This is a genomic window from Amycolatopsis sp. NBC_01286 (genome assembly GCF_035982555.1).
Lineage (GTDB): Bacteria > Actinomycetota > Actinomycetes > Mycobacteriales > Pseudonocardiaceae > Amycolatopsis.
Genome location: NZ_CP108428.1, coordinates 9,452,921 through 9,468,725, shown reverse-complemented (window position 1 = coordinate 9,468,725; position 15,805 = coordinate 9,452,921). Strand labels below are relative to the sequence as shown.

General features: G+C 72.1%; 15 protein-coding genes. 9 read left to right on the top strand and 6 right to left on the bottom strand.

What is annotated here, in order from left to right:
- Nucleotides 1-5: 5 nt before the first annotated feature.
- From OG570_RS43280 to OG570_RS43270, 3 genes are read left to right on the top strand one after another with little or no spacing between them, the layout of a single operon-like run.
- Nucleotides 6-500 carry a cupin domain-containing protein gene (locus tag OG570_RS43280; protein ID WP_326948103.1) on the top strand — a complete coding sequence of 165 codons (495 nt, stop codon included), beginning with the start codon at nucleotides 6-8 and terminating at the stop codon, nucleotides 498-500.
- Nucleotides 497-1,423, top strand: coding sequence for an alpha/beta fold hydrolase (locus tag OG570_RS43275; protein ID WP_326954510.1), 927 nt, complete (start codon nucleotides 497-499; stop codon nucleotides 1,421-1,423). The genes OG570_RS43280 and OG570_RS43275 overlap by 4 nt, the downstream gene beginning before the upstream one ends.
- Complete coding sequence (locus tag OG570_RS43270) at nucleotides 1,423-2,358, top strand: 2,3-dihydroxyphenylpropionate 1,2-dioxygenase (protein ID WP_326954509.1); 936 nt, start codon at nucleotides 1,423-1,425, stop codon at nucleotides 2,356-2,358. Before OG570_RS43275 ends, OG570_RS43270 begins: the two co-directional genes overlap by 1 nt.
- A 75-nt stretch (nucleotides 2,359-2,433) precedes the next feature.
- Here the strand turns inward: OG570_RS43270 and OG570_RS43265 are convergent, their stop codons facing one another.
- Entirely contained in the window at nucleotides 2,434-4,671 is a 2,238-nt protein-coding gene (locus tag OG570_RS43265) for a PQQ-dependent sugar dehydrogenase (protein ID WP_326954508.1), read from the bottom strand.
- Between the two features lie 199 nt (nucleotides 4,672-4,870).
- Nucleotides 4,871-5,632, bottom strand: a complete 762-nt coding sequence (locus OG570_RS43260) for a S1 family peptidase (protein ID WP_326954507.1) — start codon at nucleotides 5,630-5,632, stop codon at nucleotides 4,871-4,873.
- Between the two features lie 173 nt (nucleotides 5,633-5,805).
- Here OG570_RS43260 and OG570_RS43255 point away from each other — a divergent pair, with 173 nt between their 5' ends.
- A complete protein-coding gene (locus OG570_RS43255; RefSeq protein WP_326954506.1) occupies nucleotides 5,806-6,744 on the top strand; it encodes a hypothetical protein in 939 nt (312 codons plus the stop codon).
- On the opposite strand, the gene OG570_RS43250 is transcribed toward OG570_RS43255, so the two are convergent.
- Nucleotides 6,686-8,095 (bottom strand): carboxylesterase/lipase family protein, encoded by a 1,410-nt coding sequence (locus OG570_RS43250; RefSeq protein WP_326954505.1) that lies wholly within the window; start codon nucleotides 8,093-8,095, stop codon nucleotides 6,686-6,688. The genes OG570_RS43255 and OG570_RS43250 overlap by 59 nt on opposite strands.
- Before the next feature lie 11 nt (nucleotides 8,096-8,106).
- Nucleotides 8,107-9,003 (bottom strand): MBL fold metallo-hydrolase, encoded by an 897-nt coding sequence (locus OG570_RS43245; protein WP_326954504.1) that lies wholly within the window; start codon nucleotides 9,001-9,003, stop codon nucleotides 8,107-8,109.
- 124 nt (nucleotides 9,004-9,127) lie between these two features.
- On the opposite strand from OG570_RS43245, the gene OG570_RS43240 reads away from it, so the two are divergent.
- Nucleotides 9,128-9,964, top strand: coding sequence for a helix-turn-helix transcriptional regulator (locus OG570_RS43240; RefSeq protein ID WP_326954503.1), 837 nt, complete (start codon nucleotides 9,128-9,130; stop codon nucleotides 9,962-9,964).
- On the opposite strand, the gene OG570_RS43235 is transcribed toward OG570_RS43240, so the two are convergent.
- Entirely contained in the window at nucleotides 9,953-11,359 is a 1,407-nt protein-coding gene (locus OG570_RS43235; protein ID WP_326954502.1) for an amidohydrolase family protein, read from the bottom strand. The two genes, OG570_RS43240 and OG570_RS43235, sit on opposite strands and share 12 nt — an antisense overlap.
- On the bottom strand, nucleotides 11,356-12,063 hold the full coding sequence (locus OG570_RS43230) for a GntR family transcriptional regulator (protein WP_326954501.1): 708 nt from the start codon (nucleotides 12,061-12,063) through the stop codon (nucleotides 11,356-11,358). The genes OG570_RS43235 and OG570_RS43230 overlap by 4 nt, the downstream gene beginning before the upstream one ends.
- Nucleotides 12,064-12,166: 103 nt before the next feature.
- Between OG570_RS43230 and OG570_RS43225 the strand changes: the two genes are divergently transcribed.
- The 4 genes from OG570_RS43225 to OG570_RS43210 all read left to right on the top strand — a co-directional run bounded on the left by OG570_RS43225 (nucleotide 12,167) and on the right by OG570_RS43210 (nucleotide 15,788).
- Nucleotides 12,167-13,003 (top strand): fumarylacetoacetate hydrolase family protein, encoded by an 837-nt coding sequence (locus tag OG570_RS43225; protein ID WP_326954500.1) that lies wholly within the window; start codon nucleotides 12,167-12,169, stop codon nucleotides 13,001-13,003.
- Nucleotides 13,000-13,533, top strand: coding sequence for a flavin reductase family protein (locus tag OG570_RS43220; protein ID WP_326954499.1), 534 nt, complete (start codon nucleotides 13,000-13,002; stop codon nucleotides 13,531-13,533). Before OG570_RS43225 ends, OG570_RS43220 begins: the two co-directional genes overlap by 4 nt.
- A 122-nt stretch (nucleotides 13,534-13,655) precedes the next feature.
- On the top strand, nucleotides 13,656-14,852 hold the full coding sequence (locus OG570_RS43215) for an acyl-CoA dehydrogenase family protein (RefSeq protein ID WP_326954498.1): 1,197 nt from the start codon (nucleotides 13,656-13,658) through the stop codon (nucleotides 14,850-14,852).
- A gap of 15 nt (nucleotides 14,853-14,867) precedes the next feature.
- Entirely contained in the window at nucleotides 14,868-15,788 is a 921-nt protein-coding gene (locus OG570_RS43210) for a VOC family protein (RefSeq protein WP_326954497.1), read from the top strand.
- Nucleotides 15,789-15,805: the final 17 nt, after the last annotated feature.

Below are 15,805 nucleotides of genomic sequence, written 5' to 3'. Positions count from 1 at the left end.
AACCCATGTCCACGTCCGGACCCGAGTTCGCGATGAGCGACTTCCTCACGAGCATCGCCCACGTCGTGCGCCCCGGCGAGCAGCGCCCGCTGGTCGTGCACGACGAGGACCTCGTCGAGATCCCGGCCGGTTCGGTGCCGAACCCGACGTCGCTGCGCGTCGCCGGCACCCTGCCGACCACGACGTTCGAGCTGTTCCGGCAGGTCATCCCGGCCGGCGAGAGCTCGGACATGCAGCGCCACCACCACGAGACCGTGCACTTCGTGATCGCCGGCGACGGCCACAGCGAGATCGAGGACGAGGTCGTCAGCTGGACGACGGGCTCGTTCGTCTACACCCCGCCGTGGACCTGGCACCGGCACCACAACGACTCGGCCGAGCACCCGGTCGAGTTCCTGACCATCGAGAACTCGAGGCTGCTCGGCCTGTTCGGCCTGGGCCGCCGGGAAAGCGCGGGCCTGGCCACCATGGAAGAAGCCCGGAAGGCGGAGGAACAGTGACCACAGTGGACGAAACCCGCGTCGAACCGTCGGGGCCGCCGATCCCCGAGCACGCCGGGATCTGGGGCGAGCTGGGCGAACTCGAACACACGCTGCGCTACGTCGACGTCCCCCTCGAAGGCGGGGTCGTGCGGACGCGGGTGCTGCAGGCGGGGACCGGGCCGGAACTCGTGCTGCTGCACGGGACCGGCGGGCACCTGGAGGCGTACGCGCGGGACCTGGCCGGGCTGGCCCGCGACTTCCACGTCACGGTCTACGACATGGTCGGCCACGGCTGGTCGGACCTACCGGACCGGCCGTACACGATCGACGTCCTCGCCGCGCACCTCGTGTCCCTTTTGGACACCCTCGGTATCGACCGGACGCACCTGTCCGGCGAGTCGCTCGGCGGCTGGGTCGTCGCCTGGGTCGCGGCGCACCACCCGGACCGGGTGAACCGGCTCGTCCTGAACACCCCGGGCAACATCGCCAACAAGCCCGAGGTGATGGCGCGGATGCGCGACAGCACGATGGCGGCGGTGCGCGACCCGAGCGACGCCACCGTCCGCCGTCGCGTCGAGTTCCTGTTCCACCACAAGGAGATGGTCACCGACGAGCTGGTGAACCTGCGCCGCCGGATCTACTCCCGGCCCGGGTTCGTCCAGGCGATCACCAACACGCTGGTGCTGCAGGACCCGGAGGTGCGCAAGGACTTCGCGTGGGACCCGGCGTGGGTGTCGAAGGTGACCGCGCCGACGTTGCTGCTGTGGACGAGCCACGACCCGACGGGCGGGCTCGACGAGGCCGACCTGCTGCTCGGCTGGCTGCCGGACGCGCTGCTGCACGTCATCGACGACGCCGGCCACTGGCCGCAGTGGGAGAAGGTCGGCGAGTTCCTCGACGTCCACCGCACCTGGCTGCTGACCGGGAAGGAGCCGTCCTGATGGCCGAGATCGCGGGCTTCGTCGGGATGTCCCACAGTCCTTTCGCGACACTGCTGCCACCGTCCCGGGTGGACGGTCCGGGCGGCCGCTTCCTCGGCGACGCCGAGCGCGTCCGCCGCGCGGTCGAGGACCTCGCCCCGGACGCGATCGTGGTGATCGGCCCGGACCACTTCCACGGCAACTTCTACGACGTGATGCCACCGTTCGTCCTGGGCGTCGAACAGGCGGCGGGTTTCGGGGACTACGGCAGCACGGAGGGCCCGCTGCCGGTGGCGTCGTCGCTGGCCTGGCCACTGCACGCGGGCCTGACCTCTTCGGGTTTCGACATCTCGCTGTCGTACTCGCTGACGGTCGACCACGGCATCGTGCAGAGCTACGAGATGATCACCGGCGGGACGTCGCTGCCGATGGTGCCCTTGGTGGTCAACACGGCCGCACCGCCGCTGCCTTCCTTGCGCCGCTGCGTTTCCCTGGGCCACGCGCTGGGAGCAGCCTTGCGTTCGGCGGACTTCCCAGGCCGCGTCCTGATCGCGGCGAGCGGCGGCCTGTCGCACTGGCTGCCGTCGAACGACCCGCGCGACCCGGCGGTGGCGGGAGAGCGTCGTGAGTCACTGATCCACGGCCGAGCAGACGTCCACGCCTTCGCGGCAGCCCGCGAACCACGGGTCCGCGCAATGGGCGGGGATCCCGGGGCGCGGGTGAACGCGGAGTGGGACCGGTGGTTCCTGTCGCAGCTGTCCTCGGGCGACGCGGACGCGGTGGCGGCACTGGGCCACGAGGCACTGGAGGACACCGCGGGCACGGGCAGCCACGAGGTCCGCTGCTGGCTGATCGGCCAGGTGGCGGCGGGACTACCGCTGGTGTGGACGAGCTACGAGCCGGTCCCGGAGTGGATCACGGGCATGGGCATCGGCACCACGTTCCCCATCACCTGACCCGCGGGGGTGCCGGGGTGGTCGTGAGTGCGTAACAGTGTTAGAACACTGTTACGCACTCACGACCGGTCTTGGTCAGCAGGGTTGGAGCAGCCAGCAGAGCCGGTAGTTCGCCTTGTACGTCGTGGCCGTCGCCGGGGCTACTACGTTTTGGGCACGAGGTCCGCCGTGGGCCCAGCTTGTGAACGCGTACTTCAGGTTCAGCGGCGGGACGTTCTGCGGGCTGTCCGCGCTGATCGAGTTCGTCGACCCCGCGATCACCGTGCGGGAGAACGGCGTCCGCTGCTGGGTGCCGCCCACCGTGAGCAGCACCTGGTTCGGGCTCGACGTGAAGTTCAGCGTCACCGTCTTCGGCTGCAGCTCGACCGTCTGCGTCCCCGTGCGGCCCGTCGAGTCCGTCGCCGTCAACGTCAGCTGCAGGTACGACGGGTACTCGTGGTCCGGCGCCACGAACGAACCCGACGCGACACCCGTGAAGTCCTGGACGTTGTGCGTGTGGCACGTGCCGTTGGCCGCGCAGTGGCGGACCGCCAGCCGCCACGACAGCGCCGACGCCGGGAGCGTGCCGTCCTGGGCGTCCACCGCCCGGCCGGAGAACGGGATCGACTGACCCGCCGACCAGGTCAGCGACGAAACCGGCGTGTCGATCACCGGGACCGGGTCGAGGCCCGCGGGATTACCGACCGTCACCCGGACCGTCGTCGTCGCCGACGCGCCGTGCGAATCCGTCACCCGCAAGCCCGCGTCCACCACCGCCGCGGTCGTGTACGTCCACGTCGGGCGGGGGCCCGTCGAGTCGTCGTACGCGCCGTCCGCGTCGAGGTCCCAGGCGTAGGTGAGAGCGTCACCGGCGTCGGGGTCACCGGAGCCCGTGCCGTCGAACTGCACCGCGAGGGGGGCCGGGCCGGTGGCCGGCGTGGCCGTGGCGACCGCGACCGGCGGGCGGTTGGTGCCGGCCGGGTGGCTGACGCGGTGGAGTTCACCGCTCCCGAGCGCGACGTAGAAGATGTCGCCGCCCGGCCCGCTCAGGACCTGGACCGGCGCGTTGACGCCGGTCACGAACGGCACCAGCTTGGTCGGGCTCGGCTGGCCCGCAACCGTTTGCATCGCCCAGATGCAGCCCCGCGACGAATCCGCGAAGAACAGCGCGCCCGCGTACTCGGCCGGGTAGTTGCTGCCGGACTCGAACGCGATCCCGCTGATCGACGAGCCGCCGGTCGGGCACGGATCGCTCGCGACGACCTTCGCGTTGTGGTTGTAGGCGTAGTACGGCGCGGTCTGCCCGCCGGCGGAGTACAGCGACTCGCACCGGTCGAGGTTCGCGCCGTCGTACCCGGCCTGCCTTGCCGTGCCTTCGAAGCAGGGCCAGCCGAAGTTCTCCGCGACGGCGTCCCCGGCGTTCGGGACGCGGTTGATCTCCTCCCAGGTGTTCCAGCCGACGTCGCCGGCCCACAGCTCACCGGTGCCCGGGCGGAACCCGAAGCGGAACTGGTTGCGCGCGCCGTAGGCGATCACGCGGCGGGCGTTGGCGTCACTGCTGCTCGCGAACGGGTTGCCGGGCGCGCCCTCGCCGGTGTCGGGGTCGAGGCGCAGCAGGGTTCCGTTGAGCAGCACCGGTTGCCCGGCGGCGCGGCGGGGTGACTGCGACCGCAGCGCGCCGCCCTCGGCCGACGGCGGCGCGAGGTTCGTCCCGGCGGGCGAGGGCGGATCGACGCACGGGTTGCCGACCTGGCCGTAGTCGGCGAAGTTGAAGCTCGCGCCGTCCCCGCCGCCCGCGTACAGGGCGCCGTCCGGGCCGAAGGCCAGCGAACCGATCGAGTGGCTGGGGAACTGCTGGCACCAGCCGGTGACCAGCGGTTTCTCGCTGACGGCGGTGCCCGCCGGGCCCATCGTCAGCTGTGAGACGCGGCCGGTGACGACGCAGCCCTGGTCGGTCGCGCCCGGCGGCGTCGGACACGTGTCACCCCAGCGCGGCGCCGTGCCGCCGGGGACGGCGTCGAGCGTGTAGGAGACGTAGACGTACGGCCGCGCGGGGAACGCCGGGTCGACGGCGAGCCCGAGCAGGCCGCGGTCCCAGAAGTCCTGGGTCTGCGTCCGCAGGTCCGCGAACACCGTCGGCGTCGTGTCGGCCAGGGAGTCGAAGACCTTGACCAGGCCGCTCTTCTCGGCGACGAACACCCGGCCGTCGGGGGCGAACGCCGCGGCGGTCGGCGAGCTGAGCCCGCCGATCGCCACGGTGTCGGTGAACCCGGTGGGGACCGCCGCCGCGGCGGGCACAGCGGCGGCGAGGGCGACGGTGAGGGGCACGATCACCCCCGCCGCCACCGCTCGTCTGGCTCTACGCGGGAACAGTGGGCGTCGAAAACCCATCACACGAACTCCTTGCGCCGGGGACCGTACCGAGCGTGATCGCTGTCCCGTATGCCGCGAGAAGTCCGAAAGGTGTTACATCAAGGCGGAAAACGTACCCTGATCGCCCAAACGCCTTGGGGGATATTCACTGACCGGCCGGTCAGACGCCGGTGGTCTGGCGGATCCAGCTGCGGCCCGCCGCGACGCTGCCGTACGTCGTGATGCTGGAGCGGTCGCTGGTCGAGCAGACGCCCACCTGGACGCCGCCGTCGATCATCGGGCCGCCCGAGTCGCCGCCCGCGACCGCGCCGTTCGGGGTGGACGCCGAGATCGCCGGGCCGCCGTAGTTGTCGGATGCCGAGGTGTCGGAGATCCGGACGTCGGCGCGCTTCAGGACGCTCGACTGGTGGCTGCCCTCGTCGGTCGCCTGGGTCGAGCCCCAGCCGTAGACGCGCGCGGTGTCGCCTTCTTCGGCATCCGAGGAGCTGCTGGCCAGCGGAGCGAACGTGCTGCCGCCGTTGGTGTTCAGCCTGATCAGCGCGAGGTCGCCGCCGGACCAGACGTAGGTCGACGACGCCTTGGCGTGCACGCCGCCGGACGCGCTGTTCGAGCCGACGTACAGGTCGATGTCGGACAGCCGCTGGCCGTTGTTGTCGTACATGCAGTGCTTGGCCGTCAGCACCCAGCGCGCGCCGATCAGCGTGCTGGTGCAGAAGAACGTGTAACCGTTGGCGTGGCCGTTGAAGCGGGTGATGTAGCCGGGGTTCTGCGCCGTGCTGCCGCCGATGATCGACGGCGCCGCGTCGGGGGAGAGCGGTGCGGTGCTCGCCGACGCGGGGGCGGCGGCGAGCGTGGCGAGGGCGGCGCAGGAACCGGCGAGCAGGGCGGCGGCGCGGACGAACCGGCCGTGGGATTCACGCATCGGGGGACTCCTCGGGGCTTGCGGTGGGGACTCACCGAAAGTAAGCGGCCGAGGTGGTTCGGGTAACCGTCCGAAGATCCGGGCCGATCAACGGAACAGGACGGATCGTTCGTCGGGTGACACGGGCCACTCGGGGTGTTAGACCGAACGGACCTACCCCGAGAAGGACCCGCATGACGTTGTTCGCGGTGCACTCGCCGGGACGCCGGGAGCAGCTGGCCCGCGCGCTCGCCGACGGCCCGTTCTGCCGGGCGTTGTCGCTGGCCGTCGACCTGAGCGGGCTGGGCCTCGCTCGCCTCAAGGACCGGCTGGCCGCGGCGGGCGCGCCGGTCAGCACCACGACGCTCAGCTACTGGCGCACCGGCCGCACCCGGCCCGAGCGCCCCGAATCCCTGCGCGCGGTCACGGTGCTGGAAGACGTCCTCGGCCTGCCCGCCGGCGCGCTGACCGGCCTGCTCGCCCGCCCGGACGGCGGCCGGTCGCCGGTCGGCCTGGTTCAGTGGGAACGGCTGTGGGGTCCGCGCAACGGCGTCGTCCCGGTGCTGAACTCGTTCGAAGCCGCCGACGACCCGGCGCTGGTGGTGCTGAGCCTGCACGAGTCCCTGCACGTCCGCGCCGACCGCTCGCTGTCCCGGCTGCGGGTGCGCGAGGTCGTGCGGGCGGTGGCGGAACCCGTGCAGGCCCGGGTGGTGACGCTGCGCGGGTGCGTCGCGGGGACGCCGCCGCGGCTGGTCGCCACCCGGTACTGCGGGCCCGGCCGAACGGAAGTGCTGCCGGAGCACGGTTTTCTCGTCAGCGAACTGGTGCTGAGCCGCTCGCTGGCCGAGGGTGAGACGGCGATCCTGGAGTACGAGTTCGAGTACACCGACGGCGTCCCGGACACCAGCTACGACCGCCGTTTCCGGCACCCGGTGGCCGAGCACCTCCAGGAGGTCCACTTCGACGCGAAGGCCCTGCCGTTGTCCTGTCACGCGTATCGGCTGGAGTCACCGGACGGCCCCGAGCGCGAGACGGCCGAGGTCGTCGTGTCGCCGGTGGTGCCCGCGCACGTCTTCAGGACCGGCGTGGCGCCGGGGATCCTGGGGATGCGGTGGAGCTGGCCCGCTCGCTGAAACGGCAGGTTTCCGACCGCGTCCAGCCGGGGTCACCGGTGCGGGCGAAGTCCACCCACGCCGTGTGCATCCGCGTCGCCAGTTCAGCGGGCGGTTCCCCGGTGCCCAGCAGGCCGCGCGGGCCGCGCAGGGCCGGGAGCCGCAGATTGTCGAAGACGAACGGCAGCTCCATGGTGTGGGCCGCGCCGAGCTGACCGTCCACAGCGGACGATCGCCACGCGAACTCGTAGGTGTACGCGGCGCCGTGGGCCTCGGCGAGGCGACGGCTGCCGGTGCCGAACAACGCGTCCCCCATGATCGCCGACCGCAGCTCGCCCGGTGTCGCATGTGGACGTTTCGCGCGGTAGGCCGTCGCCAGCGCGGCGGGGTCGGCCGACACCCGCGCCGCGGTCTCGAACAGATCCTGCTCGGTAGACGTGACCAGGTTTCCTTGCGGGGCAAGGTAGAGTGCCCCTTCGTCGGCGTTCGTGCCGATGAGCAGGTCGACGTCGGTCGCCAGTGCCTCGGCGGGCTGGCGATCCAGCACCAGGCTGAACGCGCTCAGCCCGAGCAACGGGTCGAAGTCCGTCGCGGTCCGCAGGTCCAGGCCACCCAGCTGCGCCGCGACAAACTGCTCGTCCGGCACTTCGCCGAACGCCGTCACCGTCGGCGAGACGCCCAGCGCGTCGGCCGCCGCCCGCGTGACCCGGGCCGCCTGCTCGGGGGTGAACGCGCCCAGGCCGTTGCCGCTCTGCACGACGGCGCGCCGGAACAGGCCGTCAGCCTCGGGCGTGGCCAGGACACCGGCCGTGATGGTGGCGCCGGCGGACTGGCCGGCCAGGGTGACGTTGCGGGGGTCGCCGCCGAACGCCGCGATGTTCTCGCGCACCCACCGCAGCGCGGCGACGACGTCCAGGAGCCCGCGGTTGCGGGGCGCGCCGGGCAGGTCGAGGAACCCCGGAATGCCGAGGCGGTAGTTGACCGTCACCAGCACCACGCCGTCGCGCGCGAACGCCGTCCCGTCGTAGAGCGGCGAGCGCGTCGAGCCGGTGACGAACCCGCCGCCGTGCACGAACACGAGCACCGGGCAGTCCCGGGCCGACGGTGGCGTCCAGACGCTGAGCGTGAGGTAGTCGTCGCCGCGGACCCAGCCGGTCCCGAAGTACGGCGACATGTCCAGCGCCCCGAAGCCGTCGCGGCGCGGTTGCGGGGCGGTCGGCCCGGGCCGCGTCGCGTCCCGCACGCCCGGCCACGGCTCGTGGGGCCGGGGTGGCGCGAACCGGCCCGCGCCGATCGGTGGTGCGGCGTACGGGACGTCGAGGAAGACCCCGGCGTGGCCGCGGACGGCGCCCGTGGTGGTGGTGACGATCAACGGAAACCTCCTCAGAGCTTGGCGAACGGGGCCCAGTCCTTGATGGCGAACCGGTCGCCGTCGCGGACGACCTCGGCGCCGCCGTGGCCGCCGAGGTGGGCGGGCAGGACGAGCGCGTTCGTGTCCGCGGCCTGGCCGAGCAGCCGCCGCCGGGTGGCACGGGCCTGCGCGGGGTCCTCGCAGAAGCAGCTGTTCGTGTCGGGCTCGACCAGCTGCAGGGCCGTGTGCAGCAGGTCGCCGACGAACAGCGCGCGGTCGCCGCCCGAGTCGAGCGTGAGCACCGACGACCCCGGCGTGTGCCCCGGCGCCAGGTCGAGCGTCAGGTTCGCGTCGATGCGGTGGCTGTCCTCCCACAGCAGCGTCTGCCCGGCCTCGTGCACCGGCGCGACGCTGTCCTCGAAGACGTTCTGGTTGCCCCGCACCAGGTTCGGCTCGTGACCGTTGGCCGGGTTCCAGAACTCGAAGTCCGGCTTGGGCATCAGGTAGGTGGCGTTGGGGAACGTCGGGACCCAGCTGCGGTCGTCGAGGAAGGTGTTCCAGCCGACGTGGTCGATGTGCAGGTGGGTGTTGACGACCAGGTCGACGTCTTCCGGCCGGACGCCGGCCGCCGCGAGATTGCCGAGGAAGCCGGTGTTCAGGTGGCTCCACACCGGCGTGTACGGCCGTTCCTTGTGGTTGCCGACGCCGGTGTCGATGAGGATGGTCTTGCCTTCGCTGCGCAGCAGCCAGGTCTGGATGGCCGAGACGCAGACGTGGTTCTCCCGGTCGAGGAAGTCGGGCGCGAGCCAGTCCGCGTCCCAGGCCCCTGCTGGGCTTTCGGGGAAGAAGGTCTCGGGTGTCATCCCGACCGAGCCGTAGTACTCCGTGATCCGGGCGACCGTGACGTCGCCCAGCACAATCTCCTGCATGTCCGCTCCGGGGTCGCTGGTGTTTCCCCCAGCCTGCGGCGGGTTCGCGCGGGCAACCAGCCCCGCCGTTGCGTACCCCCGGCAGGGCCAGGCTCGCCGCGCGGATCCCGTGTTTACTGGGGACATGGCTGTTCTCGGCGAGTTCCTGCGGGCCCGGCGGTCACTGCTGCGCCCCGAAGACGTCGGCCTGCCCGCGCTGCACGACCGACGGCGTGTCGCCGGGCTGCGGCGGGAGGAGCTGGCGCAGCTGGCCGGCGTCAGCGTCTCGTACTACACACGCCTGGAGCAGGGCCAGTCCGTCAACGCGTCCGACGCGATCCTCGACGCGCTGGCCGGGGCGTTGCGGCTCGACGAGCACGAGCGTGAACACCTGCGTGAGCTGGCCGCGCGCCGACCCCGCGCGCAACGGCGGCCGCCGCCGGAACGGCTCGACCCGCTGGCGCGCGACCTGCTGCGCTCGCTGGGGGACGTGCCCGCGCTGGTCCTCGGGCGGCGCAGCGACGTCCTGGCGTGGAACCCGCTGGGCCACGAGCTGATGGCAAGCCACGTCGACCCCACCGCGCCCGAGCGCCCGGCGGACCGGCCCAACACGGCCCGGATGCTGTTCCTCGACCCGCACACCCGCGAGCTGTACGCGGACTGGCCGCGCAAGGCGCGCGCCGTCGTCGGCAACCTGCGGGCCGTCGCCGGGCGGCACCCCGAAGACGCGCTGCTGGCGTCGCTGGTGGGGGAGCTGACCATGAAGAGCCCCGAGTTCGTCGCGCTGTGGGGCGATCACCGGGTCAAGCCGTGCGAAGCCGACTCCTACGTCCTGCGCCACCCGCTGGTGGGCGCGCTGACGGTGGCCCAGCAGATCCTGACGCCGGCGCGGTCGCCGGAGCAGACCGTCGTCGTCGTGACGACGGCGGAGGGCTCCGCCTCGGAGAACACGCTCAAGCTGCTCGCCCGGTCAGGGCACTGAACCGGCCAGCTTCTCCTTGCGGGCGGCCAGATCCGCGGCGGGGTAGTACTTTCCGGCGCGGACGACACCGGCGATGTGCCCGAGGTGCTTGACGTCGGTCAGCGGGTTGTCGGCCAGCAGGACCAGGTCGGCGTTCTTGCCGGGTTCGACGGTGCCCATGGTGTCGGTCGTGCCGAGGAACTCGGCCGGGAGTGTCGTCGTCAGCTGCAGGATCCGCAACGGCGTGAGGCCGGCGCGGGCGAACTCCGCGAACTCGCGGTGCAGCGCCGCGCCGGGGACAACCCAGGCGGCGCCGGAAGAATCGGTGCCGGCGAGCATCTTGACCCCGGCGTCGTCGAACAGCTTCGTGAGGTCGAGCTGCCGTTCGTAGGCCTCGGTGAACGTCGCGCGTGCGTCGGCGGGGAACCCGGCGAACCTGGCGGCCGCCGCCCGCCAGGCCTTCCGCGTCGACGGCGTGATGTACGTCAAGTCCGGGTCTTCGGCGAACTCGGGGGAGTCACACAATTCCTGGGTCTTGATCCGGATCAGCGTCGGGACCTGCCAGGTGCCGTCGGCGGCGAACCGCTCGGCGAGGACGTGCGCCCGGTCGCGGTCGAACGTGCCGACGGCGTGCGAGAGGTTCGCGATGTCGGCCGGCTTGCTGAGGTTGAGCGGGTTGATCACCAGCTTGCGCAGCACGCGGTCCATGATCTTGCCCAGGAACGGGATCTTGAACGGCGGCAGCTTCAGCTGGGGCCCGCCCGCCGCGGCGGTCTCGCGGATGTGGTCGTGGTCGCCGGAGCAGCAGGCGAACAGCGCGACGCCGGGTCCGAGGTGCTCGATGGACTTCATCCCGAGCCGGGACGCCTTTTCGACGTCGATGCCGGCCGGCAGGTGCCCGACGATGGGCAGGCCGAGGCGGCGGGCTTCGGCTTGGGCGTCGAAGAAGACGTCGCGGGTGACGAGACCGGCCTTGATGAAGTCGGCGCCTTCCGCGTGCTGCTCCCGGATGGCCGCGACGACCTGGTCCACTGTGGACGCGTTCGCCGGCGTCAGCAGCGGCCCCGGAGTGGCGAGCAGCGCGGGGGCGGCTTCGGGGAAGCCGAGCTTCCCGGCGGCGCGACGGCGCAGGAGATCGATGCTGCCGCCCATCTGCCGGAAGCCGGTGATGCCGTGGACGAGCATCAGCTCGAGGGTCGCCGCCGGATCGGCCTTGCCGAGGGGATGGGCGTGCATGTCGTTGTACCCGGGGACGACGTAGGTCCCGGCCGCGTCGACGCGCTGCGCGGCCGCCTCGATACCGGGCCGGACGTCGAGGATCCGGCCGTCCTCGATCAGGACGTCGGTGCTTTCGGTCAGGCCGCCGTCCCGCGGGTCGACGACGGTGGCGGCGGTGAGCAGCAGACGCGTGGTCACGCGGTTTCCGTCGCGGGGCGGTCGGCGGCCGGTGTGAGGCCGCCGTCGACGAGGATCTGTTGCGTGCGGCGGACATGCGCGGCGAAGAGGGTCTCCGCGGCTTCGGTGTCGTGGGCCAGAGCGGCGTCCAGGAGTCCTTTGTGCTCGCCGGCGACGTCGCGGTGCAGCTCCCTCGTGCCGGTGGCCGACCAGGCGCGGTAGACCTCGGCGGCGTCCGAGAGCCGGGCGCAGATGTCCAGCAGCACGGCGTTGCCGCACGCCTCGATCAGCGTGCGGTGGAACGCCAGGTGCGCCAGCGCCCACTCCTCGTTGCGCCGCGGCTGGTCGCCGGGCAGCAGCATCGGCTGCACCGACAGCCGGTGGTGGGCGGCGAGCACCTCGGACTCCCAGGTGACGCCGCCGCGTTCGACGGACAGCCGTAGCGCCGCGCCTTCGTTGACCACGCGGGCTTCGGTGAGGTCGTTGAGCGCGCGCAGGGACAACGGCGTGACGTGGAAGCCGCGGTTGCGGTCGACCTGCACGAGGTCCTTCGCGCCGAGCAGGCCGAGCGCCTCCCGCACGACGCTGAGGCTCACGCCGTACTGTTCGCCCAGCTCACCGGGCTTGAGCCGCTCGCCGGGCGGCCGGTCGCCGTTGAGGATCGCCGACCGCAGCTGCTCGTAGACCATCACGGCCAGGCTCTCGCCGCCCGCTCTCTTCGCCATGATCACAGCGTAACACACTCTGCGACTGATAATCGATTCTGTGCTTGACAGTCGTCTATTGCGGGCAGAGTATGAGTCGCATCGACCGATCGAAAGGCAGCTCATGCGGATCGCGACTCTCTCCGGACGGCTCGTCCTCGTGACCGAGGCCGGCGCCGTCGACGTCGAACAAGCCAGCGAGCGGCGGTTTTCCGCCGACCCGCAGGCGATCTACGACCGCTGGGCCGAGTTCCGGGACTGGGCCGCGGCGGCCTCGCACGACACCGCGGCGCCATTCGCGGAAAGCGACCTCGGAGCGCCGGTCCCGGCGCCGCGCCAGATCTTCGGCGTCGGCCTCAACTACCGCGACCACGCCGCCGAATCCGGCCTCGGCCTGCCGGACTCGCCGACCGTCTTCACGAAGTTCGCGAGCAGCCTGACCGGCCCGTCCGGGGCGATCGCGCTCCCCGGCCCGACGGACTGGGAGGTCGAGCTGGTCGCCGTCATCGGGGTGCTCGCCCGCGACGTCCCGGCCGAGCGCGGCTGGGAGCACGTCGCCGGGCTGACGGTCGGGCAGGACCTCTCCGACCGGACGTTGCAGCTGGCCGGGCCCGCGCCGCAGTTCAGCCTCGGCAAGTCGCGCCCCGGCTTCGGGCCGATCGGGCCGTGGGTGGTGACGCCCGACGAGTTCGCCGACCCGGACGACCTCGCGCTCGACTGCGCGGTCAACGGCGAGTCCGTGCAGAAGAGCCGGACCAGCGAGCTGATCTTCTCGGTGCCGGAGCTGGTGGCCCGCCTCTCCGCCGTGCTGCCGCTGTGGCCGGGCGACCTGATCTTCACCGGGACGCCGGCCGGGGTCGGCATGGCGCGCAGCCCCCAGCGGTTCCTCGGCCCGGGCGACGAGCTGGTCAGCACCATCGAGGGCATCGGCCGGATGCACCACCGGTTCACCGCGCCGTGACGGCCCTCGACCCGGACCGCTTCCGCGCGGTGATGGCGGCGGTGTGCGCGCCGGTGACGATCGTGACGACGTTCTCCGAAGACGGCCGCCCGTGCGGCGCGACGGTCAGCTCGTTCACGTCCCTGTCGCTCGACCCGCCACTGGTCGGCGTCGCCTTCGACCGGCGATCGGCGTTGCTGGCCGCGATCCGGGACCGTGGTCGCTTCGGCGTCAACCTGCTCGGCCACGGCCAGGACGACTTGGCGGTGCTGTTCGCCACCCGCGGCGCCGACCGCTTCGGCGCGGAAACGGCGTGGTTCGCCGACGACGGCCTGCCGAGACTGCGCGACGCCGCCGGCTGGGTCGGCTGCGACCTGGACCGCACCGTCGAGGCGGGCGACCACCTGCTGCTGTTCGGCAAGGTCACGGCGCTGGGCCGAGCCGAGCACCCGCCGCTGGTCTACGCGCACCGCACGTTCGGCACCCACTCGAAGTTCGCCGAACGGCCCCGGCCGCCCATCACGGACCTGATCGCCGCCTGCGCCCGCTAGCGGCCCGCTCGCCGCCTGCACCCGGCTTACCTGCTCGTGAGTGGTAATGCGGGTTAGAACCCGCATTACCACTCACGACCAGCCGCGGCAGAAGGACCAGTCTGCGAAAGGACAACGACGTCATGACGATCGCGACCGAACAGCCCGCGCCCACCGCCGAAACCGTCCTGGCCCGGATCCGGGACATCCTGCCGTTGCTCGCGAAGAACGCCGCGCAGGGTGAGACCGACCGGCGGGTCACCGAGGAGAGCATCGCCGCGCTGACCGACGCCGGTGCGTTCAAGATCGCCCAGCCACGCCGCTACGGTGGCTACGGCCTGCCCGTGCGGTCGATGCTCGAAGTGTCCGCGGCGGTCGGCGAGGCCGACGGCGGCACCGCCTGGGTCGTCGCGCTGAGCAACGTCTGCGCGTGGCTGGCCGGGCTCTTCAGCCGGCAGGCGCAGGACGACGTCTGGGGCGCGAACCCGGACGCGAAGGTCTCCGGCGTCCTCGCGCCGACCGCCGAGACGACCAAAGTGGACGGTGGCTACCGCGTCACCGGGCGCTGGTACTACAACTCCGGCTCCTGGCACGCCGACTGGGCCGGCGTCGGCATCCCGCTGACCGACGAGCGCGGCGAGGTCGTCGACCAGGGGATGGCGCTGATCCCGCGCACCGATCTCGGGCTCGAGGAGACGTGGTTCGTCGCCGGGATGCGTTCGTCCGGCTCGAACTGCCTGATCGCGCGGGACGTCTTCGTACCCGATCACCGCGTGATGTCCGTGCCGCCCGCGATCGCCGGGCGGTACGCCGTGGAGGATCCCGAAGAAGACCTCTACCGGGCCGCGTTCGTGCCCACCCTCGCGCTCGTGCTCGCCGGCCCGCAGCTCGGCCTCGGCCGCGCGGCGCTGCGGATGGTGCGGGAGAAGGCCCCCCGCAAGGCGATCTCCTACACCGCCTACACCACCCAGGCCGAGTCGGCCGCCTTCCAGCTGCAGCTCGCCGAGGCCGCGATGCGGATCGACACGGCGCACCTGCACGTCTTCCGCGCGGCCGACGACATCGACACCGCCGCCGCGAACCGCACCTACCCCGACGCCGAGCTGCGGGCCCGCGTGCGCGCGGACACCGGCTGGGCCGTCGAGAACGTCACCAAGGCGTTCGACGTCCTGCTGTCCGCCCACGGCGCGGGCAGCTTCGCCGAGGCCAACCCGCTGCAGCGGATGTGGCGCGACTCGGCCGTCGCCGCGCGGCACGCGATCGTGCTGCCGGCCGTCGGCTACGAGGTCTACGGCAAGGCCCTGCTCGGCCGCGACGACCAGATCACCCCGCTCGTCTGACCCGGAGGAACCGGCATGAGCCTGCACCGCCTCACGAAGATCACCGTCGGCGTGCCGAACGTCGACGAGACCGCGAAGTACTACACCGAGTTCGGCCTGACCCCGACCGGCTCGGGGTTCGCCACCGCAGACGGCGGCGAGCAGCTCGAACTGCGCCCCAGCGCGCAGCGGCGGCTGCTCACCCTCGGCGTCGGCGCCGACGACCCGGACGACCTGGACCGCGTCGCCGCGTCCCTTGCCCGCCTCGACCTCGGCAGCCGGCGTGTCGGCGACGCCCTGCACACGAAGGACCCGGTGACCGGCCTCGACGTCGTCGTCTCGGTCGCGCCGCGGCTTCAGCAGGAACCGCCGGAACCGGTGGCCTACAACCAGCCCGGTGCGGCGCGCCGGGCCAACGTCCGCGCGCCGGCCATCGACCGGGAGCAGGCCGTCCGCCCGCGCAAGCTCGGGCACGTCGTGTTCGGCTCGACCGACCAGGCCGCCACCCAGAAGTTCTTCACCGAGGGGCTCGGCTTCAAGGTCAGCGACGAGGCCCCCGGCTTCGCCTCCTTCATGCGCTGCTCGACCGATCACCACAACGTGCTCGTCCAGCAGGCGCCGGTGAGCTTCCTGCACCACACGTCCTGGGAGGTCGACGACGTCGACGAGGTCGGCCGCGGCGCCACCGCGATGCTGCAGGGCCACCCCGAGCGGCACACGTGGGGCCTGGGCCGGCACTACATCGGCTCGAACTTCTTCTGGTACCTGCGCGACCCGGCGGGCAACTTCTCCGAGTACTACTCCGACATCGACTGCATCCTGGAGGACCAGATCTGGGAGCCGCGGGTGGTGGCGGGGGAGAAGAGCCTCTACGCGTGGGGACCGCCGCCCCCGCCGTCGTTCCTGGCCCCGGAGGACCTGGCCGACCTGATGACCGACGCCCACCCGGGATCCTGACGCGTGTGATCATGGAC